Genomic DNA, 25872 nt, shown 5'->3' with positions numbered 1-25872 from the left:
TTGTCACCTCGTCTCTTCTTTTCGTTCCTTTGCACGAAGCTGTCCACATGCTGCATCAATATCATGACCATGCTCTCTTCGAATCGTTACGTTTACTCCGTGATTTTTTAACGTTTTTTCAAATGCAAAAATTTGATCTTTAGGTGTACGAACGTAATCTCTTTCTGGCACATAGTTTACCGGAATTAAGTTCACATGACATTTGACACCCTTAATAAGCTTCGCTAGTTCTTCCGCATGTTCTACCTGATCATTTACTCCACCAAATAACCCGTATTCAAAGCTTACTCGTCTTCCTGTCTTCTCAATATAATATCGTACCGCATCCATTAAATCAGGGAGCTTATACGCACGGTTAATAGGCATTAAACGACTGCGAATCTCTGTATTTGGTGCATGAAGTGAAATGGCAAAGTTAATTTGCATATTTTCATCGGCAAACTGATAAATCTTCGGGATAATTCCACTTGTTGATACCGTAATATGTCTAGCTCCAATATTCAGTCCCTTATCATGATTGATAATCTTCAAAAATGAAAGCATATCATCGTAGTTATCAAAAGGTTCGCCTATTCCCATAATAACGACAGAGCTTACTCTTTCATCTGTTTCATCTAAGGCTTGCTGTACCTTTACTACTTGAGCGACGATTTCCCCTGCCTCTAGATTTCTTTTCAGTCCACCTAAAGTTGATGCACAGAACGTACATCCAATTCGACAGCCAACCTGTGTAGTTACACACACCGAATTCCCATATTCATGTCTCATCAAAACTGTTTCAATGGAGTAACCATCATGTAATTCAAATAAAAACTTAATCGTCCCGTCTGATGATTGTTGTTGAATAAGTGTATTTAATGTAGTTAGTGAATAATGCTTTTCTAACGTTTCACGTAAAGTTTTTGAAAGATTAGACATGTCTTCAAAACTTGTCACTCTCTTTTTGTATAACCAATCAAAGATTTGCTCGGCACGAAATGCCTTTTCATTATGTTCAACTAACCATGCTTTTAAATCGTGTAATTCTATAGAGTAAATGGATGGCTTTTGCACGGATGTTTGTTCTTTTTCAATAGTTGTCTGTTCCATTTCTTTACACCTTCTTCCTTAAACTTGCAATATAAAATCCATCTGAACCAAAATCTTGAGGGAAAATCTGTAGCTGAAAGTCCGACATAAGCGGCTGAATCGCCTTAGGCATTCTCTCAATAACCGACGGGTCACCTTCAAAGTCCGTATGCTTCTGTAAAAACGCTGTTACTACCTCTTCATTTTCAGAGCGGTCGATTGTACATGTACTGTACACCAACGTTCCACCTGGCTTTAACAGTGGAGTAACAGAATCTAATAGCTGCAACTGAATGCTCTGAAGACGATCTAAATCTTCTTCTTTTTTTGTGTATTTCATATCTGGCTTTCTTCTCATTACACCAAGACCAGAGCACGGGGCATCAAGCAAAATCCGATCGAACGTGCTACCTTCAAACGCCTCTTGTACCCTACGGCTATCCATAGCTTTCGTTTCGATATTTTTCAGTCCAAGTCGGGCAGCATTTTCATTAATCAACTTCACTTTATGCTCGTGAAGATCTAATGAAATAACTTGTCCTGTTTCTTCTAGCTTTTCAGCGATATGAGTCGACTTTCCACCAGGAGCTGCGCACGCATCTAAAATCGTTTCATTTTGTTCGATACCTAATGCATATGCTACAAGCATAGAGCTTTCATCCTGGATCGTAATCAAGCCTTCTTTAAAACTTTCCGAATGGGCAAGATTTCCTTTTAAGCATTTAATTGCTTCAGGAACAACCACACTTTCCTCAACTTGATAGCCTTCTTCTGAAAGCCTTTTGATGCAAGCTTCTCTGTCGATTTTATTTGTATTGATTCGTGCGGTTTGCATGGGTGCAGTTAAATTGATCTCACACATCTCTTTTGCTTTATTATACCCAAATTGCTCGGTCCATCTTCTAACAAGCCAAGTAGGATGACTCGTTTCTATGGACAAACGCTCGACTTCATCCTTAATGTCATTCATATCTCTTATGCCTTCACGTTGTATAGAGCGAAGAACTCCATTAACCATCCCAGATATCCCTTTATGACCTCTCTTTTTAGCAATTTCCACGGCCTCATGAATGGCTGCACGGTCAGGAATTTTATCTAAATAAAGCATTTGATATAACGTCATTCGCAGTAGCTGCTTCACCCAGTTTTCAAGCTTTTTAGGGTTTTTAATAAAAGGCTCTAAGTAATAATCAAGAGTCATTTTTCTTTGTAATGTTCCGTAGGTTAATTCCGTTAACAATCCAATGTCCTTCGTGGCAATTTGATTCTTTTTAATCACATTGTTTAAAAGTAGATTGCTATATGATTGATTTTTTTCGATTTGCTCTAGAATGGTTACAACACTTTCTCGAACATTTGATTTTTCTGTCATTCGTTAACTCCTATACGATCTCCAACCTTTAAAAACGAACCTGCCCCTCGTAAAAATTGATCAGCTGTCATTTTCTTTTTACCAGAAGGCTGGAGCTCAGTCACTTTAATCGCTGTATCATTTCCAGTAGCAACGACAAATCCATCTTCCTCAATTGCAATTATTTCTCCTGGAACTGCCTTTTTCACTGCCTTAACTTTCGTCGCCCACCAAAGTTTCATCACTGAGTCAGAAAGATGAGTGTAAGCGACTGGCCATGGGTTCATACCCCTAATATGGTTGTAAATATCTTCGCCTGGTTTAGACCAAACAATTTTCTCTTCCTCGCGCTTTATATTATAAGCAAATGTTGCTTCTTTTTCATTTTGGGGAATTGGATCTAATTCTCCCTTAATCAGTCTTGGCAATGTGTCTAACAATAACTTAGAACCTGCCTCACTTAGCTTATCATGCAAAGAACCAACCGTATCTATTTCTGCAATTTCAACTTCTACTTGCGTCAAAATATCCCCTGCATCCAGCTTTTCAGCCATATACATGATCGTAATTCCCGTTTTCTCTTTTCCTTGTATGATGGAGTAGTGAATGGGAGCCCCACCACGTAATTCTGGTAACAGAGAAGCATGAACATTTATGCATCCGAGTGGTGGCACTTCTAAGAGTTCCTTCGGTAAAATTTGACCGAACGCCGCCGTTACGACTAAGTCAGGCTTTAAGCTCAATACTTGATCCAAGTCCTCTCTTACACGAATCTTTTCAGGTTGAAGAACAGGAATACCATGTTTTTCCGCTTCCACTTTCACAGGAGGTGGAGTGAGTACTCTTTTTCTTCCAACTGGGCGATCCGGTTGTGTCACAACACCGATCACTTCATATCCAGCTTCTATCACACTTCTTAATATGGGAACAGAAAAATCAGGAGTACCCATAAACACTATTTTTGTCATTCGCTTTCGACTCCCTCTAACTCTTCTTCAGTCAAATATCTTGTCACTTTTGATGTAAATAGGATGCCATGAAGATGATCGATTTCATGAAGAATCGCACGTGCTAAAAAGTCTTCTGCTTCGATCACAAATGCTTTTCCTTTTCGGTTTCGGGCTTTCACTTTTACAAAATATGGTCTGGTTACTTCTCCGTAAACCCCTGGAAAACTAAGACAACCTTCCGGGCCTGTTTGTTCGCCGGACACTTCTAATATTTCAGGGTTAATTAGTTCAATCGTGCCTGATTCATCGTCTATATCAACGATGGCAATCTGTCTTGCTATGCCAATTTGAGGGGCTGCAAGACCTACCCCATCGAATTCAATCATCGTATCGTACATATCGTTTAGTAGCTTTTCTAGTTTTTTATCAAATACCGTTACTCTCTCACATTCTTGTTCAAGTACCTCTGCAGGATGAGTAACTAGCTTCTTTACCGTCAAAATACTTCCTCCGATTTTTTCATATTTATCACTATTCTCTACGAAAACAACCCGCTTCATAACCAGCTACATGAGAATATAAGGATTCACGTCTGTAGAAATGGTTAACCCGGTTGTTGCAGATTCATGCTGATATTGATCAAGTACCGTTTTAATGGCACGACCTAACTGTGGCTCACGTTTGTATTTTATCAAACATTGGTACCTATATCTATTTTTGATTCGAGGAATTGGTGAAGCGACAGGTCCTAGAACAATCGCTTCTGGAGAAAGACTATTCCGAATGTATCCGGTAATCTTCTCTGTCACCGACACTACCTTCATCAAATTCTCATGGCTTACTGTGATCAGGGATATATAGTAGAAAGGTGGATAATGATGAAGCTTTCTTATTTGCATTTCCCTTTCATAATACAGATCATAGTCCTGTTGAGAGGCAAACTGAATGCTGTAATGCTCTGGTGTATAGGTTTGTACAATGACTTCCCCTGATAGCTCATGTCTTCCAGCTCTTCCACTTACCTGTGTTAGCAGCTGAAAGGTTTTCTCAGATGAACGGAAATCAGGGATATGCAGCATCGTATCAGCTGAAAGAACTCCTACGAGCGTAATCTTAGGAAAATCTAATCCTTTTGCAATCATTTGCGTTCCTAACAGAATATCTGCTTTTCCTTCACCAAAATCAGTTAACAGCTTTTCATGCGCCCCTTTTTTTGAAGTTGTATCCACATCCATCCGGATCACTCTTGCCTCTGGCAACACTTTGCCTAGTTCTTCTTCAATCTTCTGAGTACCTGTTCCAAAATAACGAATATACTCTGATTGGCATTCCGGGCATTGTGTTGGAACATGCGACTCATAACCACAATAATGACACTTCATTCGCTCGCTGAATTTATGATAGGTTAATGAAATATCACAATCTGGACAGTTCACAACATATCCGCAGTCTCTACACATCACAAAGGAGGAATGTCCTCGCTTGTTTAAAAACAATACCGTTTGCTCCTGTTTATCGAGTCTATCTTTCAATTTTTCCATTAATGCTCTTGAAAACATGGATCGATTTCCTTCACGAAGCTCTTCTCTCATATCCACAACTTCAACATGAGGCATCGGTCCACTATTCATCCGGCTCGGCAAATTTAAAAGCTCAAACACACCTTTTTTTGCACGAGCAAATGATTCAAGTGCTGGAGTAGCACTTCCTAATACAACCGGGCAGCCATATTTTTTGGCACGTTGTATCGCCACATCTCTCGCATGATATCTTGGATTTTCCTCTTGCTTATAACTTGTTTCGTGCTCTTCATCAATGATGATAATTCCAAGGTTTTCAAAGGGAGCAAAAATGGCAGACCTTGCCCCTACCACCACTTTTACTTCTTTTCTCTGGATCTTTCGCCACTCATCGTATTTTTCTCCATTAGAAAGTCCGCTGTGCATGACAGCCACTTCATCTCCAAATCTCCCTTTAAACCGTTTCACCATTTGTGGAGTTAAGGAGATTTCTGGGACGAGTACGATTGCTTCCTTTCCCTTCTCTAACACTCGTTGAATTGATTGTAAATATACTTCCGTTTTACCACTACCTGTTACCCCATACAGTAAGAACACTTGATGGAGATTTTCTTCAATGGTTTGTAAAACGGGGGAAATGGCTCTTTTCTGCTCAGAAGTTAAGGGTAAAGCCTCTGTCCGTTCAAATACACGATTCTCGTACGGATCTCGGTACACTTCTACTTCTTCTTCCCTTAAGATCCCCTTATTAACAAGACCCTTTATAGCAGAGGAAGAAGTGTTTAAAAGGTTTATTAAATTTTGCAGTGGAACGGGAGCTGGGTTAGCTAGGAAAAACTCTATAATTTCCCTTTGTTTCGTTGCCTGAATGGATAGTAGCTTGAGTGAATCAGATAGCCCCTTTTCATTCACATGTGGCATTACATACCTGCGCTTTTTCTTATTCACCCGTTCCTTTACTTCATATATAAATTCAACATGACCATTTGCGATTTCTTTTTGCAATACTCTCCATGCATCCTTTTCAATCGTATCAAAGGGAACCATTTGAGTTTTCTCGAATACTCTTTGTAGGACTGGAGGTAACAGATTCACATCGATCGTCACTCGGATTTTCTTTTCGTATTTCGCTTTAAGTGCTGCCGGTAGCATCACCTGATAGGCAGATATTCGATAACAAAGTGTTTCTTCTGATAACCAATCCCCAAGCTGTAAAAGTTCGTTATTTAATACTGGAACAATATCCATAGGAGCAATAATATCTCTAAGCTTTTCAAACTCTGAGCTAGGCTGAATGGAAATGACAAACCCTTGAATTTTCCGAGGTCCAAATGGAACAACCACCCTCATTCCTGGGGTGATGACCCCTTCTAGATGCTCTGGGATACGATAATCAAACGGTCTGTCGGTTTGCTTAGCTGGGACATCCACAATTACACTCGCAATCATTCAGCTTCCTCTTTTGGGAGGAGCTTTAAAGCCTCTAAAAGAAGGGTTTTGGCCGCTTCTTGCTTAGTCATTAATGGTAACGAGATAGATTGTCCATCGCGCTTATAAATGGTTATTTTATTTGTATCGGTCCCAAATCCAGATCCTTCTTCTGCAACATTGTTTGCCACGATCATATCAGCGTTTTTCTTCTCAAGCTTTCTCATCGCATACTCTTCCACATGATCAGTTTCCGCAGCGAAACCAACCAATACTTGGTGCTTTTTGTTTTTACCAAGCTCAAATAATATGTCCTTGGTTCTTTCTAATTCAATCCTTGCGTCGCCTTCCTGCTTTTTAATTTTTCGATCTGAAACTATTTTTGGCTTATAATCAGCAACCGCAGCCGTTTTTACCACCAAATCACTAGATTCATATTGAGCGATCGTCTCATTAAGCATGTCCTGAGCACTTTCCACATGAATTACCTTCACTCCTGGTGGTGGTTCAATGGAAACAGGTCCTGTTATGAGTGTAACCTCCGCTCCAAGATTCCTAGCTTGTTCAGCAATGGCATATCCCATTTTTCCAGACGAAAAGTTCGTAATATAACGCACAGGATCAATTTTCTCTCTTGTTGGACCTGCTGTTACAAGTACCTTTTTACTTTTTAAAGGAGCTTGCACCGGTTGGAAAAATTCGGTGATTTTCTCTACGATTGTCTCAGGCTCTTCCATTCTTCCTTTCCCCACATACCCACACGCTAAATAACCCTCTCCAGGCTCGATAAACCCATATCCATAGCTTCGTAATGTTTCTAAATTCTTTCTCACGGCAGGATGGTCATACATATGAACATTCATTGCAGGAGCAATCCAAACCGGAGCGGTTGCAGCAAGCAATGTCGTAGTGATCATATTATCAGCAATTCCGTTGGCTAGCTTGCCAATGATATTCGCTGTGGCCGGTGCAACGACGATCAAATCAGCCCAATCCGCCAAATCAATATGTGCAATCACTTTTGAATTCTTTTCATCAAACGTGTCAATATGAACATCGTTTCTTGAAAGTGCCTGAAAGGTTAAGGGGGTCACAAATTTTGAAGCCGATTCACTCAAAATCACCTTTACGTCAAGCCCAGCTTGAGTGAGCTTACTAGTTAGTGCAGCTGCTTTAAAAACCGCAATTCCTCCAGAAACACATAGTAGGATTTTCTTTCCTTTCACAGACAAAACCTCCGTTCGATAAATATCTTTCTTCCATTATGCAAGAACCTATCTGCAATTGCATCTTTAAAACAAAAAACAACCTAAATATTTAGGTTGTTCCCCGTCTTTATTCAGCTGATTCGTCTTTTACGATACGGTAAGTGAGCTTATCGGCGTGAATTTCTTCTAACGCTTTTCCAACCTGCTTATGAGAAACATACTTATCTAAGTGCAGGTTTTCTCCTTGTTGTAGCTTTCGTGCTCTTTTTGCAGCAACGGAAACTAGTGAATACTTCGAATCAATTTTTGTCATTAATGAATCAATTGATGGATATAACATAGGATTAATCTACCTCCAAAATTCTTTTGTATCTAGGTTCTACTCGCTCACGACGTAAATGCTCCGCAATGACTATTGCATTAATGCGTTCAACTGCTCTGTCAACTTGGTCGTTTTCTACAACATAATCATAGAGATGCATCATTTCTAATTCTTCTCTTGCTGCATTCATACGATTGTTGATAACATCCTCAGTTTCCGTACCTCGTGTGACAATCCGGTTTTTCAACTCTGATAAACTTGGTGGAACGAGGAAAATGAAAAGACCATCCGGAAACTTCTTCCGAACCTGTCGCGCACCTTGTACTTCAATTTCCAAGAATACGTCTTTTCCACTATCTAATGTTTGTCTAACATAATCAACTGGAGTGCCGTAGTAGTTGCCCACAAATTCAGCGTACTCTAGAAGCTTTTCCTCTTTTATCAGTTGTTCAAATTCTTCTCTAGACTTAAAGAAGTAATCAACTCCATCAACTTCCCCTTCTCTTGGAGCACGGGTAGTCATTGAAATAGAGTATTCAAAGGCGGTATCAGGCTGTGAAAATACCTCTTTCCTTACCGTTCCTTTTCCTACTCCAGAGGGTCCAGATAATACAATTAATAACCCTTTCTCCTGCATGAATCTTTTCCTACCCTTCATCAATAATATCATCTTTATCATTTAAGCGGGCTGCAACCGTTTCTGGCTGTACCGCTGAAAGAATAACATGGTCACTATCCATCACAATTACTGCGCGAGTTCTTCTTCCATATGTAGCATCTATTAACGAACCACGATCCCTAGCATCTTGAATAATTCTCTTTATCGGAGCTGATTCGGGACTAACGATTGAAATAATTCGATTTGCAGAAACGATGTTTCCAAAACCGATATTTATTAGTTTAATTGACATGATTGTCCTCCAATCATAAGAATTATTTTTACCTTCCTAAAGCTTTTCTAAACCAAGAGCTATTCAATATTTTGAATCTGCTCCTTAATCTTTTCAATAGAGCTTTTTAACTCCACCACTTCGGTAGCAATTTTTGCATCATTTGCCTTTGATCCGATTGTATTAGTCTCTCTATTCATCTCTTGGACAAGGAAATCAAGCTTTCTTCCAATAGACTCCCGATCATTGAGGAAAGTTTTAAATTGTACAACATGACTATCTAGTCTTGTAAGCTCTTCATTGATATCTGCTTTATCTGCAAAAATAGCAATTTCAGTCACGATTCTCGCTTCATCGAGCTGCTGGTCTACATATTCTTGAATTCTCTTTTTTAACCGATTTGCATATTGCTCAACTACAGTCGGCGCATATTTTCTAAGCGCTTGGACAGTCGATTGTATTTTTTCAATATGGGATAAAATATCCTGCTGCAATGCCTTTCCTTCCACTTCACGCATATTCACACAATTTTGAGCAGCATCAAGCAAAGCATCTAACACAAGCTCTTCGATACACTCGATGCCAGATTCTTGCTCTTCAATACTAAATATCTCGTCTCGATTAAGTATATCTTTTATGGAAACACCCTCTTTAATTTGAAAGCGTTCCTGAATTTCCTTTATGTTCTGAAGATAGTCCTCTATGAGACTCCAATCGACTAAGAGTTTTCGAGTGGTCAGTCCTTCACCATCAATGGTGATAAAGACCTCGATTCTTCCTCTTTTTATGTATTCATTTAGCGTCTTTTTTAGCTTATCCTCGAGGCTAGAAAGACTTCTAGGTATTCGGAAGTGATATTCAGCAAATCGGTGATTCACCGTTTTAACCTCAACAGTTACCTTGATATGTTCGTTGCTGCGGATGCTCCTACCAAAGCCTGTCATGCTTTTTACCAAAGCCAACACCCCATAACTATTTGTGTATAGAAAAAGGTAATAGAGCTTTCTCTATCACCTTTTGGATTATAACATACTTTATTTATTTTTACTTGCCAAAAATGAACCTGCTAGTAAAAAAGTTGGGATGGAAGCAAAACCAATGACTAATAACCAATCACGAAGAGCCAGTGGGACGGTATGGAAGATTGGTTGTAATGGCGGATAGTACATAACTACTAGCATTAAAGCTAATGAAGAAATGACCGCCCATACTAGATACATGTTTCCGAATGGATTTCTTGAGAAAACTGATTTTTCACTGCGGCAATCGAAAACGTGAATCAATTGAGCTAAAACAAGAGTAGCAAAAGCAACTGTTTGAGCATGGATGAGATCATTAGGGTTTTCATTATATGAAATGATAAACGCAAGCAAAGTGGAAGTTCCAATTAAAAAGCCGCGTGAGATGACCTTCCAGCCTAACCCTCTTGCAAAAACTCCTTCTTTAGGACTCCGCGGACCGCGCTTCATTACATTTTCCTCTGGTTTATCAAGACCTAACGCCATTGCTGGTAAACCATCTGTAACAAGATTGACCCAAAGAATTTGAATCGGCACTAGAGGCAGCGGGAGCGCTAGCAACATAGCGAACAGCATCACTAATATTTCACCAACATTGGAAGCAAGTAGATAACGAATGAATTTACGTATGTTCTCGTAAATATTCCTACCCTCTTTAATCGCTGCTTTTATCGTTGCAAAATTATCATCAAGAAGAACTAAGGCAGATGCTTCCTTCGCCACATCTGTACCGGTAATTCCCATTGCTACACCAATATCTGCTGCTTTAATAGCCGGCGCATCATTGACTCCATCACCAGTCATCGCAACGATGTGTCCTCTGCTTTGTAATGCTTTTACAATCTTTAACTTATGCTCTGGAGAAACACGCGCGAATACTGAAACGTCATCCACCACTTCTTCAAGATCTTCTACAGACATTTCATTAAGTGCATTACCATCTAGCACCTTACTTTTTGGTGTTAATATACCTAGCTGTTTGGCAATTGCCTTCGCCGTTATTATATGATCCCCTGTAATCATGACGGTCTTAATGCCTGCTTCTTTACATTCTTTTACTGCATGCTTCACTTCTGGTCGCGGTGGATCAATCATTCCTTGTAATCCGATAAAAGTAAGATCCTTCTCTGCTTCTCTTTCATCAAGAATGAGCGTTCCAGGCGATACCTCTCGGTAAGCAATCGCAATCGTTCGTAATGCTTGAGATGCTAACCCTTCAATGGCATCCTTTACTTTTCCCTCCATATCACGAGACATAAACTGTCGACGATTTTCCCAAAGAATTGATTCACTTTTTGAAATTAAGACGTCTGGTGCACCTTTAGTGACAATAAATTGTCTTCCGTTCGTATCCTTCACTACAACACTCATCATTTTCCGGGCTGAGTCAAACGGAAATTCTTTTACTAACTCAAACTGTTTGTGAAGTTGGTCTCTTGTAAATCCTGCTTTTAGTGCAGATACTAGAAGCGCACCTTCTGTAGGGTCTCCATCAATAACATACTCACTGCCTTTTTGAGTGATTTCTGAATGGTTACAGAGCATACCAAACATCAGCATTTGCTGAAGTGCTTTTTCTTCTTTTATGGAAACCTTATGATCTCCCCGGTAGAATTCGCCTCTAGGCTCATAACCAACTCCACCAACTTGGGAAACCTCTCCCCCGCTCCATAAATGAGTTACGGTCATTTTATTCTGTGTCAACGTTCCTGTTTTATCAGAGCAAATAACAGAGGCACAACCTAACGTTTCAACAGCAGGAAGCTTACGAACGATAGCTTTTTGCTTAATCATTCGCTGAACGCCAAGGGATAATGCAACTGTTACAATTGCAGGTAGACCTTCAGGAATCGCAGCTACCGCTAGAGATACCCCAGCTAAAAACATGGTATATAAATCATGTCCGCCAAATACCCCTGCAATCACAACTAAGACCGTTAAAAGAAGGGCTGCAGTAATTAAAATTTTCCCTAATTGCTCAAGTCTTCTTTGGAGTGGTGTTTCCATTGTTTCCGCATTTTGTAGCAGGTCAGCAATTTGGCCCATCGCTGTTTTCATTCCGGTTCCAACGACAACTCCAACACCGCTTCCCCTCGTGACCATCGTCCCCATAAAGGCCATGTTTTGCATATCACCAAGGCCAAGGTTTTCTTCTTGCAATTTGTTATCTGTTTTTTGTACAGGTAACGATTCTCCCGTTAATGCTGATTCCTCGATTTCTAAACTATTGATTTCTATTAATCTTACATCTGCCCCGATTCGGTCGCCGCTTGTAAAGCGTAAAATATCTCCTGGTACAACCTCTCTTGAGGCGGTTTTTATCCAATTCCCGTCTCTTAAAACATATACTTGTGGTGCTGATAATTCCTTTAGTGCATGAAGCGAACGTTCGGCTTTACGTTCTTGGAAAAAACCTAAAAATCCATTAATAATGACAATCGCGATGATAGCAATCGCATCTATATACTCCCCTAACAGTCCCGAAATTAACGTCGCTGCTAATAAAACAAGAACCATGAAGTCTTTGAATTGACTAAAGAATAAGATTAAAGCGGACTGCTTTTCTCCTTCTTCTAGCTCGTTGAATCCATGTTGTTTTATACGATTTACTGCATCAGCCTCAGATAAACCGACCATGTAATCAGTATTTAAGGCTTTTTCCACTTCCTTTTTTTCCATTCCATGGAATTTCATCCGGCAATCCCTTCCTCCTTTTATTTTCAACAGAGTTGTCCCAACTCACTCTAAACTAAGCTTATTCAGCCTCGTCCAAAAAAATGATATAATTATTACAAAAGTGGGCGACCGCTTTTATTGAAAGGCACTATATAGAAAAGGATGTTCTCTTATGTCATTTGACGGACTGTTTACGCGTGCTATCACTAAAGAGCTCTCTGAGGCTTTACGTGGTGGGCGTATTAATAAAATTCATCAACCATTTAAAAATGAAATCGTGCTTGTTATTCGTGCAGGGGGAAAGAATCATAAGCTTTTGCTATCTGTCCACCCAAGTTACGCGAGAGCACAATTAACCACAGAGACTTATGAAAATCCAAATGAACCACCCATGTTTTGTATGTTATTAAGAAAGCATTTAGAAGGATACATACTGGAGGATATTCACCAGGTTGGTCTTGAAAGAATGATTGTCTTAGATGTAAAAGGAAGAAACGAGCTCGGTGATCTGTCCAGCAAACAACTTATAATTGAAATCATGGGCCGTCATAGCAATATTATCTTAATTGATAAAACACGAAACATGATTTTAGATAGCATTAAGCACGTTTCCTATGCTCTTAACAGCCATCGTGCGATTCTACCTGGTCAGGAGTATAAACTTCCTCCTGCTCAAAATAAAATTAATCCTCTAGAAGCTACAGAAGAGGATGTGTTAAGGAGCTTAGACTTTAATGCAGGGAAGATGGATAAGCAGCTGGTTGAGCATTTTGCTGGTTTATCTCCATTATTAGCAAGAGAAATCGTCCATGAAGCCGGAGTTGCCAATCGCAATACCATGCCTAAAGCATTTATCCGTCACATGGAAAAAATTCATACCCATCAATATGATCCATCGATTATGAATGACCAAGGAAAAGAAATGTTTTATCTATTTCCGATGACTCATATATCAGGTGAAGTTCAGTCGTTTTCCAAGATTAGTGAAATGCTCGACCGTTTTTATTTTGGGAAAGCCGAAAGAGACCGTGTGAAGCAGCAAGGGAATGACCTGGAACGGTTGATTGTTAATGAACGGGATAAAAACAAGAAGAAAATCGATAAGCTTCAAAAAACGCTAGTAGACGCACAAAATGCGGAGGAATATCAATTATTTGGGGAGTTATTAACAGCCAATCTTTATGCAGTTGAAAGAGGAATGACATCCGTTGAGGTGATTAATTATTATGATGAGAATGCTGGAGTGGTTACCATTCCACTCGATCCTCAGAAATCACCTTCAGACAATGCGCAGCGATACTTTACAAAGTATCAAAAAGCAAAAACAGCACGTAGGATTGTACAAGAACAAATTGAAAAAGCGAACGAAGAAGTGCTGTATTTTGAGACATTAATTCAGCAAATGGAGACCGCTTCTATTAAAGATATTGAGGAAATTCGTCAAGAGTTAGTTGAAGAAGGTTATATTCGAGACCGACAAAAAAATAAATCGAAAAAACAAGTTCTTGCAAAACCTGTGCTCGATCAATATGTGTCCTCTGACGGAACAGACATCCTCGTCGGTAAAAACAATAAGCAAAACGATTATTTAACAAACAAAGTAGCTAGTCGTGACGATATTTGGCTTCATACAAAGGATATTCCTGGATCACATGTTGTTATACGAAGCAAAAACCCTAGTGATTCGGCCATACTAGAAGCAGCCAATATCGCTTCCTACTTTAGTAAAGCACGAAGCTCAAGCTCTGTTCCCGTTGACTTTACACAAGTAAGACATGTAAAGAAACCAAATGGAGCAAAACCCGGTTTCGTCATATATGACAACCAACAAACAGTTTACGTTACACCTGACGAAAACCTTATCATTCAGTTAAAAAAGTAAAAAGCACAAAAAAAGGGTGTCAGACACCCCAAATGGACAGATTTGCTGTTTTTGTCCGTCTGGGGTGGACACTCTTTTTTCTGCATTTTATTTTATGCTTTTACTACCGGTTTCCAAGCGGTTGGGTCTTGGCTCCAGCTGCGAAGACTTGCTACTGCATCCTCTTCGATACTTCCAGCAGCTAAGGCAACGTCTACTAATGTTGAGAAATCTGTTAGTGAATATGTCTTAATATTAGCTTCCTCTAACAGCTTCTTCCCTTTTTCCAGTTCATACGTAAAGATAGACACGACACCTAATACTTCACACCCTGCTTCCCTTAATGCATCAACTGCTGTAATTACACTTCCACCTGTTGAGATTAAGTCTTCCACTACTACTACCTTTTGTCCTGCAAGAACACGGCCTTCAATTTGATTTCCTTTGCCATGTCCTTTTGCTGATGAACGGACATAGCTCATCGGTAAATCAAGCAGTTCACTTACCCATGCCGCATGAGGAATTCCAGCTGTTGCTGTTCCAGCTACCATTTCTGTCTCAGGGAAGTTCTTAAGTATAAGTTCCTTTAGTCCAGCTGCAATCTCTCTTCTTGCTTCAGGAAAAGATAAAGTTAGTCTGTTATCACAATAAATAGGTGATTTAATTCCTGATGTCCAAGTAAAAGGATGATGGGGTTGTAACGAGACTGCACCGATTTCTAAAAGTGTGTTAGCTATTTTTTGTTTCATATACTTTTCCCTCCCAGGCGTTTTTGTAAAGTTGATAAGCTAGTTCCGGATCTTCGGCTCTTGTAATGGAGCGACCTACAACAATCATGGATACACCTGCGTTCCTAGCAAACTCAGGGGTAGCTACTCTCTTTTGGTCACCAACTGATTCCGAACTCATTCGAATTCCTGGTGTAACAGTTAAGAACTGTTCACCTAATTGCTCACGGATAAGCTTCACTTCATTTGAGGAGCAAACCACACCATCAAGTCCTGCATCCTTTGTAACCTTTGCGTAATGAAGAACGGATTGTTCGAGGCTCACTGAAATTAATTGTTCACCCTTCATTTGTTCCTCTGAAGTACTTGTTAGCTGTGTTACTGCGATGATATTTGGTCTTTTCGCACCTAAAGCCGTGCCAGCCTCAAGTCCTTCTAGAGCTGCCATCATCATTTCTTTTCCGCCCGCCGCATGAACATTCACTAAATCACAGCCTAGGCTAGCTAGATTTCTCATCGCACGACCCACTGTATTTGGAATATCGTGCAATTTTAAATCTAAGAAAATATCGTGACCCATTTCCTTTAGTTCTTGAACCATTGCAGGGCCTTCTTTATAAAAAAGTTCCATGCCAACTTTAACGAATAGTTGCTCGTTATTAAATTTCTTTAAAAAACCGTACACATCATTTTTATCTGGAAAATCAAGCGCGATGATAAGCGAGTTTTTCATTCTTCTTCCAGCTCCTTCCCGTACGTATTGTCAAAACTTTTATAAGAAATAGGTTATAAAATCCTATGATAGAGGGCTTTTTAAGCAAAAAAATTGCCACCCCCTGAATTCTGGAGATAATTGAGGTTACCACACACTCAATTCCCAGAAAGGAAGTGACAAGTTGTACCCTCAAATTATAACCTATTTATTAACTTTTATAAACTATCAAGAACAACTCATTCGAACATTGCTTACTTTATTGATTGGTAAAAGCATGTTCGATAAACCTACTGAACAGCCCGTAAATAAACCTTATCGAAAACTTCAAGTGGATGACCTTCCAGTCATTGAAGTTCTAGAACAGCTTGATTATCGAGTTCTTCTTAGTGAATATCAAGAGAAGAACGGGAAAGCTCTCAAACCTGTTCAAAGGCGTAAGAATGCAAAAGTTTCCGTACCTAAAGCCATGAACTGTCCAAAGTGTGGTGCTCCATCGGATTATCTTTATGCCAACAATGGAGATAAAGGTCAGTATCAATGCAAGGTGTGTACAGAACTTTTCAGTGAAAAGAACCGTTACTCTAAGGAGGCCATCCTGAAGTGTCCTCATTGTTCCAAGACTCTCGAGAAAATAAAAGAAAGAAAAGATTTTCACGTGTTTAAGTGCAAGAACAATGACTGTTTTTATTATCAAAAGAAGCTCAATGGGATGACTTCAAAAGAAAAGAAAAGGTTCAAAAAGGACCCTCAAGCATTTAAATTGAGATACATTTTCCGTCAGTTTTATATCGATTTCCAGCCGTTATCCAAGGAATCACCAGAACTGCCGGCCGTGGACTTATCAAAGATTTATGCATCCCCACATACATTAGGATTGATCCTAACCTATCATGTAAACTATGGCCTTTCGGCCCGTAAAACAGCTGCGATTATGCAGGACGTACACGGAGTGATGATTTCACATCAGACTGTATTGAACTACGAAAATAGCGTAGCTTTATTACTTAAACCTTATGTGGATCACTATCCCTATGAACTTTCAGACCAATTCTGCGGTGATGAAACGTATATCAGAGTAAACGGTCGATGGCATTATTTATTTTTCTTTTTTGACGCCGTGAAAAAGATTATTCTTTCGTATCCGGTGTCGCCTAATCGAGACACAGCAACAGCCATTCGAGCAATTGATGAGGTCTTAATCAAGATGAAAGAGATTCCAGAAAATCTGACCTTTGTGGTAGACGGGAATCCAATCTATCTTTTAGCCCAACATTTCTTCGCTCAACATGGGATTTCATTCGATGTGAAGCAGGTCATTGGATTAACCAATGAGGACCCTGTTTCGACCGAATATAGACCACTGAAACAAATAATTGAGAGACTTAACCGCACCTTTAAGGGCAATTATCGCTCCACTCATGGATTCGGCTCTGAACATGGTTCCATTTCATACGTCACCTTATTTACGGCCTACTTTAACTTTTTGCGTCCGCATGCCGCCTTAGAAGGAAAAGTGCCCGTAGTGAATCCAGAACTCAAGGGGCTTCCAACAATGCCAGCACGTTGGACAAAGCTCATTGGATTAGCACAACAATGGATAGTAGAGCAAAGACAAGCCTAACTTTTTGTTTAGCTGAGCCCTTAAGCTAATTCAGCAATCGGCGGAGCGAACTCTTGACAAACCGAACTTGCCAATGGTTTAAAATGGAAACAACCAAGGGCTTATTTGGTATGCCTTCTTTTGTTCCCTTCGCCCTTGTTAAACAATCCTCAAACCATTGGCGTGTTTGTCAAGAGCGATTGCGGCGCATCTCCATCCAGTAAATAGGAGAGAAACTAACCCTTTAGGTAGTTTTCATAAATCTTTTGACACTACCTTCCCGTACATTCTGAAATATGATCAAATCCAAGTTCATTTAATAACACTGGAAGTTGTTCAATGATTTTCGGACATACGAGTGGATCCACAAAATTAGCTGTACCAACTGCAACCGCACTCGCTCCGGCATAAAAAAATTCAATCACATCTTCTGCCGATTGAACGCCACCCATCCCAATAATAGGAATATTTACGTGCTGACTTACTTCATAAATCATTCGAATCGCAACCGGTTTAATTGCAGGACCTGAAAGTCCACCTGTATTATTAGCAAGCACAGGCTTACCTGTCTTCAAATCAAGCCTCATGCCAATTAAAGTATTAATCATGGTTAACCCGTCCGCACCGCCTGCTTCAACCGCCTTGGCCATCTCAACAATATTCGATACATTTGGTGATAACTTGACATAAACAGGTACACTGGACACTTCTTTCACTTTTTTCGTTAATTCCTTTGCCACCTCAGGAATCGTTCCAAAAGCAATACCACCTGTTTTTACATTTGGGCAAGAGATATTCAGTTCAAGAGCATGAACATTACTTACATTTGAAATCTCACGTGCAACCTCAATATAGTCCTCTTCAAGTGAGCCAGCCACATTTGCGATGATCGGTACATCAAATTGGTCTAACCAAGCAAGCTCCTCATTAATCACCTTTTTAAGGCCAGGATTTTGCAAGCCAATCGCATTTAACATCCCCGCAGTTGTCTCTGCTACCCGTGGAGTTGGATTTCCAAACCGTGGTTCTACTGTTGTTGCTTTAATCATGATGGAACCTAATGTACTTAAATCATAAAACTGACTATATTCTCTACCAAATCCAAAGCATCCTGATGCAGGCATAATTGGGTTTTTTAATTGTAAACCAGGTAGGTTCACTGCTAGTTGACTCATATAAGAACCTCCCCTCCTTTAAACACTGGCCCATCCGTACAAACCTTTTTATACGTATATCCTGTAGGATCGTCCTGTGTTCTACATACGCATGCAAAGCAAGCTCCAATTCCACAGCCCATTCGCTCTTCTAGAGAAAGATATACATTTTTCTCAGGATACGCAGCCTCTAATGCTCGTAACATCGGGGTAGGACCACATGTGTATAATGTTTCAAACGAAAGATTCTGTGCGGAGATCACATCCGTTACAAATCCCTTCTCTCCATGAGTTCCATCCACCGTTACAATATACGTTTCTCCTAATTCGGCAAATTTCTCTTCGTAAAAAACTGCATCTTTTGTTGCGAAGCCTAACACATGAATGACATTTACGCCTTTTTCTTTTAGCCTTAGAGATAATTCATATAGTGGAGGCACACCAATTCCGCCACCTACTAAAAGGGCGGTTGATCCAGATGCAGCTTCCTCTACTGGAAATCCATTTCCTAATGGCCCAAGAACGTCTACAACATCTCCGACTTTTTTCTGTCCAAGCAGCTTCGTTCCAGTTCCTTCTGCCCGGAAAATCATCGTAAACATGTTATTTACTTGGTCGATTTTTGCAATACTAATCGGTCTACGCAAAAGTGGATCTACACTATCACTAACTTTTAGATGTACAAATTGACCTGGTTCATTCATCTGTTGGACGAGCTCACCCTTAAGGGTGAGCTCAAAAATATTGTGAGCTATTTCTTGATTGGAAAGTACGATACATTCCTCATTGCGAATCATAATAGTACTGCCTCCCTGCTGTTTGCGGGACTTTTCTCCATCGCCTCAGCTGAAAAATTCATTGATTCAATTACGCGTAAAATGGCCTCTGCTGTATCTAATGAAGTTAAGCAAGGAACACCGTTTTCCACTGATTCTCTACGAATTCTAAAACCATCACGTTCTGGCTGCTTTCCTTTTGTTAATGTGTTAATCACAAATTGCGCTTGGCCGTTACGGATTACATCAACGATATCTGGGTGGCCTCCACCAATTTTCTCAACAACCTTCACTGGAATTCCTTGTTCTTGGAAGAACTTCGCTGTCCCTTCCGTTGCCATTACCCGGAACCCGATTGAGAAGAAACGCTTCGCGATCCCTAAAGCTTCTTGCTTATCTTTGTCAGCAATCGTCATAAGAACCGATCCAAATCCTTGAATTTTCATTCCTGAAGCAACTAATCCTTTGTAAAGGGCTTTTTCAAGCGTGTGGTCTTTCCCCATAACCTCACCAGTCGATTTCATTTCTGGTCCTAATGTAATATCAACTCTTCTTAGCTTAGCAAAAGAGAATACTGGTACTTTAACGAATACACCTTGCTTTTCTTCTACCAGTCCAGTCTCATAACCTTGCTCTTTCAGTGATAGGCCCAGAATCGCTTTTGTTGCCAGATTAGCCATAGGTACGTTTGTGATTTTACTTAAGAACGGCACCGTACGACTTGAACGAGGATTTACTTCCAACACATACACTTCTTCTTTTGAAACAACATATTGAATGTTGAAAAGTCCAATGATTCCTAATCCTTTAGCTAAACGAATCGTATAATCAACAAGCTTGTCTTTTACCGCTTGTGAGATGCTTTGTGGCGGGTACACTGCGATTGAGTCACCAGAGTGAACTCCTGCTCTTTCAATATGCTCCATGATCCCTGGAATAATTACTGTTTCGCCATCGCAAATCGCATCTACTTCTATTTCTTTTCCTGTTAGGTAACGGTCAATTAAAATCGGATGCTCTGGATTAATCTTTACTGCTTCCTTCATGTATTGCAATAACTCAGCTTCTTGGTATACGATTTGCATCGCTCTACCGCCAAGTACATATGATGGACGAACCAATACCGGATATCCAATTGAGTTAGCAATTACAGCAGCTTCAGCCGCTGTTCTTGCCGTTTTTCCTAACGGCTGTGGAATTCCTAGCTCTTGCAATGCAGCTTCAAAGCGGTCGCGATTTTCCGCACGGTCAAGATCATCCAAGCTCGTACCTAGAATCTTCACTCCTCTTTCTACAAGCTTTGAAGCTAGGTTAATTGCTGTTTGCCCACCGAATTGGACAACAACTCCAACTGGCTTTTCTAAATCAATAACATGCATAACATCTTCGATTGTTAAAGGCTCAAAGTAGAGCTTATCAGAGATACTGAAGTCAGTAGATACAGTTTCAGGATTATTGTTAATGATGATGGCTTCATAGCCAGCTTCTTGAATCGCCCAAACTGCATGAACCGTTGAGTAGTCAAATTCGATTCCTTGACCGATTCGGATTGGACCAGAACCAAGTACGATTACACTCTCACGGTCAGTTACAATCGATTCATTTTCATCTTCATAAGTTCCGTAGAAATAAGGAGTTTCAGACTCGAACTCTGCTGCACATGTATCAACCATTTTATAAACTGGAACAAGCCCCTTTTCTACTCTCCAATCGTAAACAGCACGCTCATTTGTTGCCCATAACTTAGCAAGGGTACTATCAGCAAATCCAAATTCCTTTGCTTCTCTCGCAATCTCCTCATCAAATGGAAGAGCTTGTAACTTTGCTTCGAACTCAACAATTTTAGCGAATTTTGAAAGGAAGAATAAATCAATCTTGCTCCAAGCATGAATCGTTTGGATCGTAACGCCACGTCTTAACGCTTCCCCGATATAGAACAAGCGCTCATCACCAGCTTTACGAATACGTTTCTCAAGCAACTCATCAGATATTTCATCTGCATCGTTTAGTGAAAAATGGAACACATTCGCTTCTAGTGAACGAATGGCTTTTAGTAATGATTCCTCAAAAGTACGACCGATCGCCATAACTTCACCAGTAGCCTTCATTTGTGTACCAAGGGTGCGGTTAGCACTTTCGAACTTATCAAACGGCCATCTTGGAATTTTTGAAACGATATAATCAAGTGCAGGTTCGAAACTTGCATAGGTTTTTCCTGTTACAGGGTTCATCATTTCATCGAGTGTTAACCCAACCGCGATTTTTGCAGCAAGCTTAGCAATCGGATATCCTGTTGCTTTTGATGCAAGAGCAGAAGATCTACTTACACGTGGATTTACCTCAATAATGTAATAATCATAGCTATCAGGATCTAATGCCAATTGGACGTTACATCCACCCTCAATCCCAAGGGCACGGATAATTTTTAATGATGTGTTTCTAAGCATTTGATACTCGCGATCGCTAAGCGTTTGACTCGGTGCCACAACGATTGAATCCCCTGTATGAACACCTACTGGATCGATGTTTTCCATATTACAAACAACGATTGCATTGTCATTAGCATCTCTCATCACTTCGTATTCAATTTCTTTGAATCCAGCGATACTTTTTTCTAATAAACATTGTGTAACCGGGCTATTTTTCAACCCACTTGTTACGGTTTCAACCAATTCCTCTTCGTTATGACAGATGCCTCCACCCGTTCCGCCAAGTGTAAACGCTGGACGAACGATGACTGGGTAACCAATTTGTGCAACGAAGTCATACGCTTCTTCAAGTGTATGAATAATTTCACTTTCAGGCACTGGCTCGCCTAAGTCATTCATTAATGTACGGAATAAATCACGATCCTCGGCTTGCTCAATGGCTGAAAGCTTAGTACCTAAAATTTCCACATTACATTCTTCAAGAACTCCAGAGTTAGCTAACTCTACTGCTAGGTTTAATCCTGTTTGTCCTCCAAGTGTTGGGACAAGTGCATCTGGACGTTCTTTTCGGATGATTGTGCTAACGAACTCCAAAGTAAGTGGCTCAATATACACAGCATCTGCCATCGTAGTATCTGTCATGATTGTTGCTGGGTTTGAGTTTACTAGGATAACACGGTATCCTTCCTCTTTTAATGCGATACACGCTTGTGTACCTGCATAATCAAATTCTGCTGCTTGTCCAATGACGATCGGACCTGATCCGATAACTAGTATGCTTTTTATATCTGTACGCTTTGGCATTCGATTGCACCTTCCCCTTTTTCTGTCTCAATCAACTGTAAAAACTGTTCGAATAAATAATTTGCATCCTCTGGTCCTGGTGATGCTTCCGGATGATACTGGACTGTAAATGCTTTTGCTTCTTTATGTTTTAATCCTTCAACCGTACCGTCATTTAAGGCGATATGTGTCACCTCTAATGAAGTTCCTTGAAGCGATTCTTCTTCAACAGTGTATCCGTGGTTTTGTGAAGTAAGAGCAACTTTTCCTGTTGCTAGATCCTTAACTGGATGGTTTGATCCTCTATGACCAAATTTCAACTTAACCGTATTTGCTCCACATGCTAAGGCAAAAAGCTGATGACCCAAACAAATTCCAAACAGAGGAACATGTCCAATAATTTCTTTAATCATTTCAATTGCTTCTGGAACATCCTTAGGGTCCCCAGGTCCATTCGATAGCATCACACCGTCTGGATTCAAACGTTTAATTTCTTCAGCTGTTGTGTTATAAGGAACAACGATTACGTCACAATCACGCTTATTTAATTCGCGTAAAATTCCATGCTTCATACCAAAGTCAACAAGAACGATTCTTCTTCCTCTACCTGGGCTTGCATAAGCAGATTTTGTGGAAACTTGCTTTACTTGATCGTTTCTAAATGGTGATTTTAATTCTTCAAGTACTTCCTCAACACTTGCATCAATTGAACAGATGGCTCCCTTTAGTGCTCCATATTGTCGAATAATTCTTGTAAGCTTTCTTGTATCTACACCTGAAATTCCAGGAATATTCTTTTCTTTTAATAATTCATCTAATGTTTTTTCATTTCTCCAGTTCGATGGAAACTCTGCCGCTTCCTTAACCACCATTCCATGAACAGAAGGAGAAATTGACTCAAAATCATCTCGATTTATTCCGTAATTTCCAACAAGCGGATACGTAAAAGTAACGATTTGTCCACAGTATGATGGGTCAGAGAGAATTTCCTGATAACCAGTCATTCCGGTGTTAAACACCACTTCTCCCATTTTTTCTGTGTCACTTCCAAAAGCTTTTCCGATAAAAACTGTCCCGTTTTCTAGTATTAATTGCCTTTTCATACTGTTACATACCCTCTTTTCCATGCGATTTTCCCAGCTGCGATTGTTACTACTGGCCATCCTTTGCACTCCCAGCCACCAAACGGAGTGTTTCTACCTTTTGATAAGAATGTATTTGGATCAATGCTTTCTTCTTTCGCAAGATCTACAAGCACTAGATCAGCGACTGCTCCAACTTCAATCTTTCCATATGGTAAATTGAAACTTTGAGCCGGCTTCACTGTTAAGAAATCTACTAACTGCTTTTCTGTTAAAATACCTTTTTCAACAAGATTTGTATATAAAAGCGGGAATGCTGTTTCTAACCCAACGATTCCAAATGGTGCAAGAGCCATTCCCTCAGCTTTTTCTTCCGCTGTATGTGGGGCATGGTCTGTGGCGATAAAATCAATCGTTCCATCAAGTAGTCCTTCAATCAATGCCTCACGATCCGTTTTTCCTCTTAACGGAGGATTCATTTTATAGTTCGTATCTAATCCTGGAATATCCTCCTCACATAATAAAAGGTGGTGAGGTGTTACTTCTGCTGTTACCTTGATGCCTGCACGCTTAGCGTCTCGTACTACGCGAACCGATTCTTTCGTACTAATATGGCACACATGATAATGACAGTTTGCTGCTTCTGCTAATAATACGTCTCTTGCAATATGAACCGATTCACATACAGAAGGAATTCCGTTCAACCCATGTTTTTTTGAAAATTCACCTTCATGGACAGATCCCTTATGAATTAACGTGTTTTCTTCGCAATGTGCTACGATTGACATATCTACACTTGCTGCAAGTTGCATTGCTTGAAGCATCATATCTGCTGATTGGACCCCTACTCCGTCATCTGTGAAGGCAAATGCACCTTCTTCTTTTAATGCTGCAAAATCAGTAAGTTCATTTCCTAGCTCTCTTATGGTAATCGAAGCATATGGCAGCACTCGAACAGCACCTGTTTCTGCAATTCGTTTATTTAAGTTTTGAAGAGTTTCGACTGAATCTGGAACCGGTCTTGTATTTGGCATAGCTGCAATCGTTGTGAAACCTCCACGAGCTGCCGCTAGTGTACCAGTAGCAATCGTTTCCTTCTTCTCTCCTCCAGGCTCACGTAAATGAACATGCAAGTCAACAAATCCAGGAGATACAAGCAATCCTGTCGCATCAATGATCTCTGCATCCTCCGCTTGAAGATCTGGACCAATCGCAGCAATCTTTTCGTCTTTTATTAAAATATCGACTGCCTCTTTTTGTCCTTTATCAGTAAGCCATTGACCATTTTTGATGAGAATTGTCATTGTTTTTTCCCCCTTCAGATTGTTGTAATGCTCTTTTTAATACTGCCATACGAACGTAGACGCCATTTTCCATTTGCTTAAAGATTCTTGAACGCTCGCATTCGACTAAGCTATCGGCGATTTCTACATCTCGGTTTACTGGCGCAGGATGCATAATAATGCTTCCTTTCTTCATTCGCTTCTCTCTTTCTACTGTTAAACCAAAAGCTTGATGATAATCAACTGTTTTCCCACCAACTTGATGTCTTTCGTGTTGAATACGAAGGAGCATAAGCACATCGACGGTTTCTGTTAATGTATCAATATCTTCATATCTTCCGTATTGTAGAAGTTCTTGGTCAATCCATTCTTTTGGTCCTGAGAACACGATTTCTGCTCCTAATCGGTGAAGAGCAACCGCATTTGACCTTGCCACACGGCTGTGTATTAGATCTCCAACAATTCCTACCTTAAGACCTTGGAAATGTTCGAATTCTTCGTAAATCGTTAATAAGTCGAGCAACGATTGAGTTGGATGATGACCGCATCCATCTCCAGCGTTAATAATTTTAACGTTCGTTTTGCCAACTAGCTGCTTGAAGTACTCGTCTTCTGTATGGCGAATGACGACCGCCTGAACTCCAATGGATTCTAAAGTTCGAACCGTATCATATAGTGTTTCACCTTTAGTGATACTGGATGAGTGTGTTTCGAATGGAATAATGTTTAAGCCCAGTCTTCTTTCAGCTATTTCAAAACTACATTTTGTTCTAGTACTCGGTTCAAAAAACAAATTTGCTACAAAGGAAGATTGATTAGGCTGCCACGCAGCACCCTCAGAAAATTTTTTCGCCTCTGCAAGGATGTCGTAAATCTCGGTAACGGAAAGCTCTGAAGTAGTAAGCAGATTCATGATCAAACACTCCTTTTGTGGTTTATGTAAAAAATAGCACCCTTGACTTTTTTGTCAGGGTGCTATGCGGTAGGCAGAAGTAGAACACACCAACTATGGTATATCCACTTCTCCTA

Annotated in this window: 21 protein-coding genes; 2 read left to right on the top strand and 19 right to left on the bottom strand. The window is 40.1% G+C overall.

The window, feature by feature from the left end; genetic code table 11:
• Window positions 1-3: 3 nt before the first annotated feature.
• The 11 genes from rlmN to MKX65_RS07940 all read right to left on the bottom strand — a co-directional run bounded on the left by rlmN (window position 4) and on the right by MKX65_RS07940 (window position 12450).
• The gene (gene rlmN / locus MKX65_RS07990; RefSeq protein WP_160545635.1) at window positions 4-1089 is read right to left on the bottom strand and encodes a 23S rRNA (adenine(2503)-C(2))-methyltransferase RlmN; all 1086 of its coding nucleotides are present in this window, start codon (window positions 1087-1089) and stop codon (window positions 4-6) included.
• Window positions 1090-1093: 4 nt separating this feature from the next.
• Window positions 1094-2440 (bottom strand): 16S rRNA (cytosine(967)-C(5))-methyltransferase RsmB, encoded by a 1347-nt coding sequence (gene rsmB, locus MKX65_RS07985; protein WP_160545636.1) that lies wholly within the window; start codon window positions 2438-2440, stop codon window positions 1094-1096.
• On the bottom strand, window positions 2437-3387 hold the full coding sequence (fmt, locus tag MKX65_RS07980; RefSeq protein WP_340903165.1) for a methionyl-tRNA formyltransferase: 951 nt from the start codon (window positions 3385-3387) through the stop codon (window positions 2437-2439). The genes rsmB and fmt overlap by 4 nt, the downstream gene beginning before the upstream one ends.
• On the bottom strand, window positions 3384-3869 hold the full coding sequence (gene def / locus MKX65_RS07975) for a peptide deformylase (RefSeq protein ID WP_160545638.1): 486 nt from the start codon (window positions 3867-3869) through the stop codon (window positions 3384-3386). The genes fmt and def overlap by 4 nt, the downstream gene beginning before the upstream one ends.
• A 66-nt stretch (window positions 3870-3935) precedes the next feature.
• Window positions 3936-6338, bottom strand: coding sequence for a primosomal protein N' (priA, locus tag MKX65_RS07970; protein ID WP_160545639.1), 2403 nt, complete (start codon window positions 6336-6338; stop codon window positions 3936-3938).
• Complete coding sequence (gene coaBC / locus MKX65_RS07965) at window positions 6335-7543, bottom strand: bifunctional phosphopantothenoylcysteine decarboxylase/phosphopantothenate--cysteine ligase CoaBC (RefSeq protein WP_340903164.1); 1209 nt, start codon at window positions 7541-7543, stop codon at window positions 6335-6337. The genes priA and coaBC overlap by 4 nt, the downstream gene beginning before the upstream one ends.
• Before the next feature lie 109 nt (window positions 7544-7652).
• Complete coding sequence (gene rpoZ, locus MKX65_RS07960; RefSeq protein WP_119707491.1) at window positions 7653-7865, bottom strand: DNA-directed RNA polymerase subunit omega; 213 nt, start codon at window positions 7863-7865, stop codon at window positions 7653-7655.
• Window positions 7866-7869: 4 nt separating this feature from the next.
• A complete protein-coding gene (gene gmk / locus MKX65_RS07955; protein ID WP_160545641.1) occupies window positions 7870-8484 on the bottom strand; it encodes a guanylate kinase in 615 nt (204 codons plus the stop codon).
• A gap of 10 nt (window positions 8485-8494) precedes the next feature.
• Window positions 8495-8758 carry an extracellular matrix/biofilm regulator RemA gene (gene remA, locus MKX65_RS07950; protein ID WP_066053091.1) on the bottom strand — a complete coding sequence of 88 codons (264 nt, stop codon included), beginning with the start codon at window positions 8756-8758 and terminating at the stop codon, window positions 8495-8497.
• A gap of 59 nt (window positions 8759-8817) precedes the next feature.
• Complete coding sequence (locus tag MKX65_RS07945; protein WP_340903161.1) at window positions 8818-9702, bottom strand: YicC/YloC family endoribonuclease; 885 nt, start codon at window positions 9700-9702, stop codon at window positions 8818-8820.
• Between the two features lie 69 nt (window positions 9703-9771).
• Complete coding sequence (locus MKX65_RS07940; protein WP_160545643.1) at window positions 9772-12450, bottom strand: calcium-translocating P-type ATPase, SERCA-type; 2679 nt, start codon at window positions 12448-12450, stop codon at window positions 9772-9774.
• A 154-nt stretch (window positions 12451-12604) separates the two neighbouring features.
• Here MKX65_RS07940 and MKX65_RS07935 point away from each other — a divergent pair, with 154 nt between their 5' ends.
• Window positions 12605-14314 (top strand): Rqc2 family fibronectin-binding protein, encoded by a 1710-nt coding sequence (locus MKX65_RS07935; RefSeq protein ID WP_340903158.1) that lies wholly within the window; start codon window positions 12605-12607, stop codon window positions 14312-14314.
• A gap of 92 nt (window positions 14315-14406) precedes the next feature.
• Here MKX65_RS07935 and pyrE read toward each other — a convergent pair whose 3' ends face one another.
• The gene (gene pyrE / locus MKX65_RS07930; protein ID WP_340903156.1) at window positions 14407-15042 is read right to left on the bottom strand and encodes an orotate phosphoribosyltransferase; all 636 of its coding nucleotides are present in this window, start codon (window positions 15040-15042) and stop codon (window positions 14407-14409) included.
• Window positions 15023-15754 carry an orotidine-5'-phosphate decarboxylase gene (gene pyrF, locus MKX65_RS07925; protein ID WP_340903153.1) on the bottom strand — a complete coding sequence of 244 codons (732 nt, stop codon included), beginning with the start codon at window positions 15752-15754 and terminating at the stop codon, window positions 15023-15025. The genes pyrE and pyrF overlap by 20 nt, the downstream gene beginning before the upstream one ends.
• Window positions 15755-15917: 163 nt before the next feature.
• Between pyrF and MKX65_RS07920 the strand changes: the two genes are divergently transcribed.
• Window positions 15918-17357, top strand: a complete 1440-nt coding sequence (locus tag MKX65_RS07920) for a DDE-type integrase/transposase/recombinase (RefSeq protein WP_340903151.1) — start codon at window positions 15918-15920, stop codon at window positions 17355-17357.
• A 251-nt stretch (window positions 17358-17608) separates the two neighbouring features.
• Here MKX65_RS07920 and MKX65_RS07915 read toward each other — a convergent pair whose 3' ends face one another.
• Genes MKX65_RS07915 through MKX65_RS07890 form a run of 6 tightly spaced genes read right to left on the bottom strand, consistent with a single transcriptional unit; the run spans window position 17609 to window position 25759 of the window.
• Window positions 17609-18511 (bottom strand): dihydroorotate dehydrogenase, encoded by a 903-nt coding sequence (locus tag MKX65_RS07915; RefSeq protein ID WP_340903150.1) that lies wholly within the window; start codon window positions 18509-18511, stop codon window positions 17609-17611.
• Complete coding sequence (locus MKX65_RS07910; RefSeq protein WP_340903148.1) at window positions 18508-19287, bottom strand: dihydroorotate dehydrogenase electron transfer subunit; 780 nt, start codon at window positions 19285-19287, stop codon at window positions 18508-18510. The genes MKX65_RS07915 and MKX65_RS07910 overlap by 4 nt, the downstream gene beginning before the upstream one ends.
• Complete coding sequence (carB, locus tag MKX65_RS07905; RefSeq protein ID WP_340903147.1) at window positions 19284-22499, bottom strand: carbamoyl-phosphate synthase large subunit; 3216 nt, start codon at window positions 22497-22499, stop codon at window positions 19284-19286. The genes MKX65_RS07910 and carB overlap by 4 nt, the downstream gene beginning before the upstream one ends.
• A complete protein-coding gene (locus tag MKX65_RS07900) occupies window positions 22478-23581 on the bottom strand; it encodes a carbamoyl phosphate synthase small subunit (protein ID WP_160545727.1) in 1104 nt (367 codons plus the stop codon). The genes carB and MKX65_RS07900 overlap by 22 nt, the downstream gene beginning before the upstream one ends.
• A complete protein-coding gene (locus MKX65_RS07895) occupies window positions 23578-24864 on the bottom strand; it encodes a dihydroorotase (RefSeq protein ID WP_340903145.1) in 1287 nt (428 codons plus the stop codon). Before MKX65_RS07895 ends, MKX65_RS07900 begins: the two co-directional genes overlap by 4 nt.
• Window positions 24827-25759: an aspartate carbamoyltransferase catalytic subunit gene (locus MKX65_RS07890; protein ID WP_340906182.1), complete on the bottom strand. Its 933-nt coding sequence runs from the start codon at window positions 25757-25759 to the stop codon at window positions 24827-24829. The genes MKX65_RS07895 and MKX65_RS07890 overlap by 38 nt, the downstream gene beginning before the upstream one ends.
• Between the last annotated feature and the right edge of the window lie 113 nt (window positions 25760-25872).

The sequence above is a fragment of the Robertmurraya sp. FSL R5-0851 genome (genome assembly GCF_038002965.1).
Lineage (GTDB): Bacteria > Bacillota > Bacilli > Bacillales > Cytobacillaceae > Robertmurraya_A > Robertmurraya_A beringensis.
The sequence above is the reverse complement of the archived record's forward strand: the minus strand, read 5'-3'. Positions and strand labels throughout refer to the sequence as shown.

Bases quoted from the DNA above. Each gene is read 5' to 3' on its own strand.
- rpoZ (WP_119707491.1), bottom strand. From the start codon at position 7,865: ATGTTATATCCATCAATTGATTCATTAATGACAAAAATTGATTCGAAG.
- pyrE (WP_340903156.1), bottom strand. From the start codon at position 15,042: ATGAAACAAAAAATAGCTAACACACTTTTAGAAATCGGTGCAGTCTCG.
- MKX65_RS07900 (WP_160545727.1), bottom strand. From the start codon at position 23,581: ATGAAAAGGCAATTAATACTAGAAAACGGGACAGTTTTTATCGGAAAA.
- MKX65_RS07940 (WP_160545643.1), bottom strand. From the start codon at position 12,450: ATGAAATTCCATGGAATGGAAAAAAAGGAAGTGGAAAAAGCCTTAAAT.
- pyrF (WP_340903153.1), bottom strand. From the start codon at position 15,754: ATGAAAAACTCGCTTATCATCGCGCTTGATTTTCCAGATAAAAATGAT.
- remA (WP_066053091.1), bottom strand. From the start codon at position 8,758: ATGTCAATTAAACTAATAAATATCGGTTTTGGAAACATCGTTTCTGCA.
- priA (WP_160545639.1), bottom strand. From the start codon at position 6,338: ATGATTGCGAGTGTAATTGTGGATGTCCCAGCTAAGCAAACCGACAGA.
- rsmB (WP_160545636.1), bottom strand. From the start codon at position 2,440: ATGACAGAAAAATCAAATGTTCGAGAAAGTGTTGTAACCATTCTAGAG.
- MKX65_RS07895 (WP_340903145.1), bottom strand. From the start codon at position 24,864: ATGACAATTCTCATCAAAAATGGTCAATGGCTTACTGATAAAGGACAA.
- fmt (WP_340903165.1), bottom strand. From the start codon at position 3,387: ATGACAAAAATAGTGTTTATGGGTACTCCTGATTTTTCTGTTCCCATA.
- carB (WP_340903147.1), bottom strand. From the start codon at position 22,499: ATGCCAAAGCGTACAGATATAAAAAGCATACTAGTTATCGGATCAGGT.
- MKX65_RS07935 (WP_340903158.1), top strand. From the start codon at position 12,605: ATGTCATTTGACGGACTGTTTACGCGTGCTATCACTAAAGAGCTCTCT.
- MKX65_RS07915 (WP_340903150.1), bottom strand. From the start codon at position 18,511: ATGAGTCAACTAGCAGTGAACCTACCTGGTTTACAATTAAAAAACCCA.
- rlmN (WP_160545635.1), bottom strand. From the start codon at position 1,089: ATGGAACAGACAACTATTGAAAAAGAACAAACATCCGTGCAAAAGCCA.
- gmk (WP_160545641.1), bottom strand. From the start codon at position 8,484: ATGCAGGAGAAAGGGTTATTAATTGTATTATCTGGACCCTCTGGAGTA.
- MKX65_RS07910 (WP_340903148.1), bottom strand. From the start codon at position 19,287: ATGATTCGCAATGAGGAATGTATCGTACTTTCCAATCAAGAAATAGCT.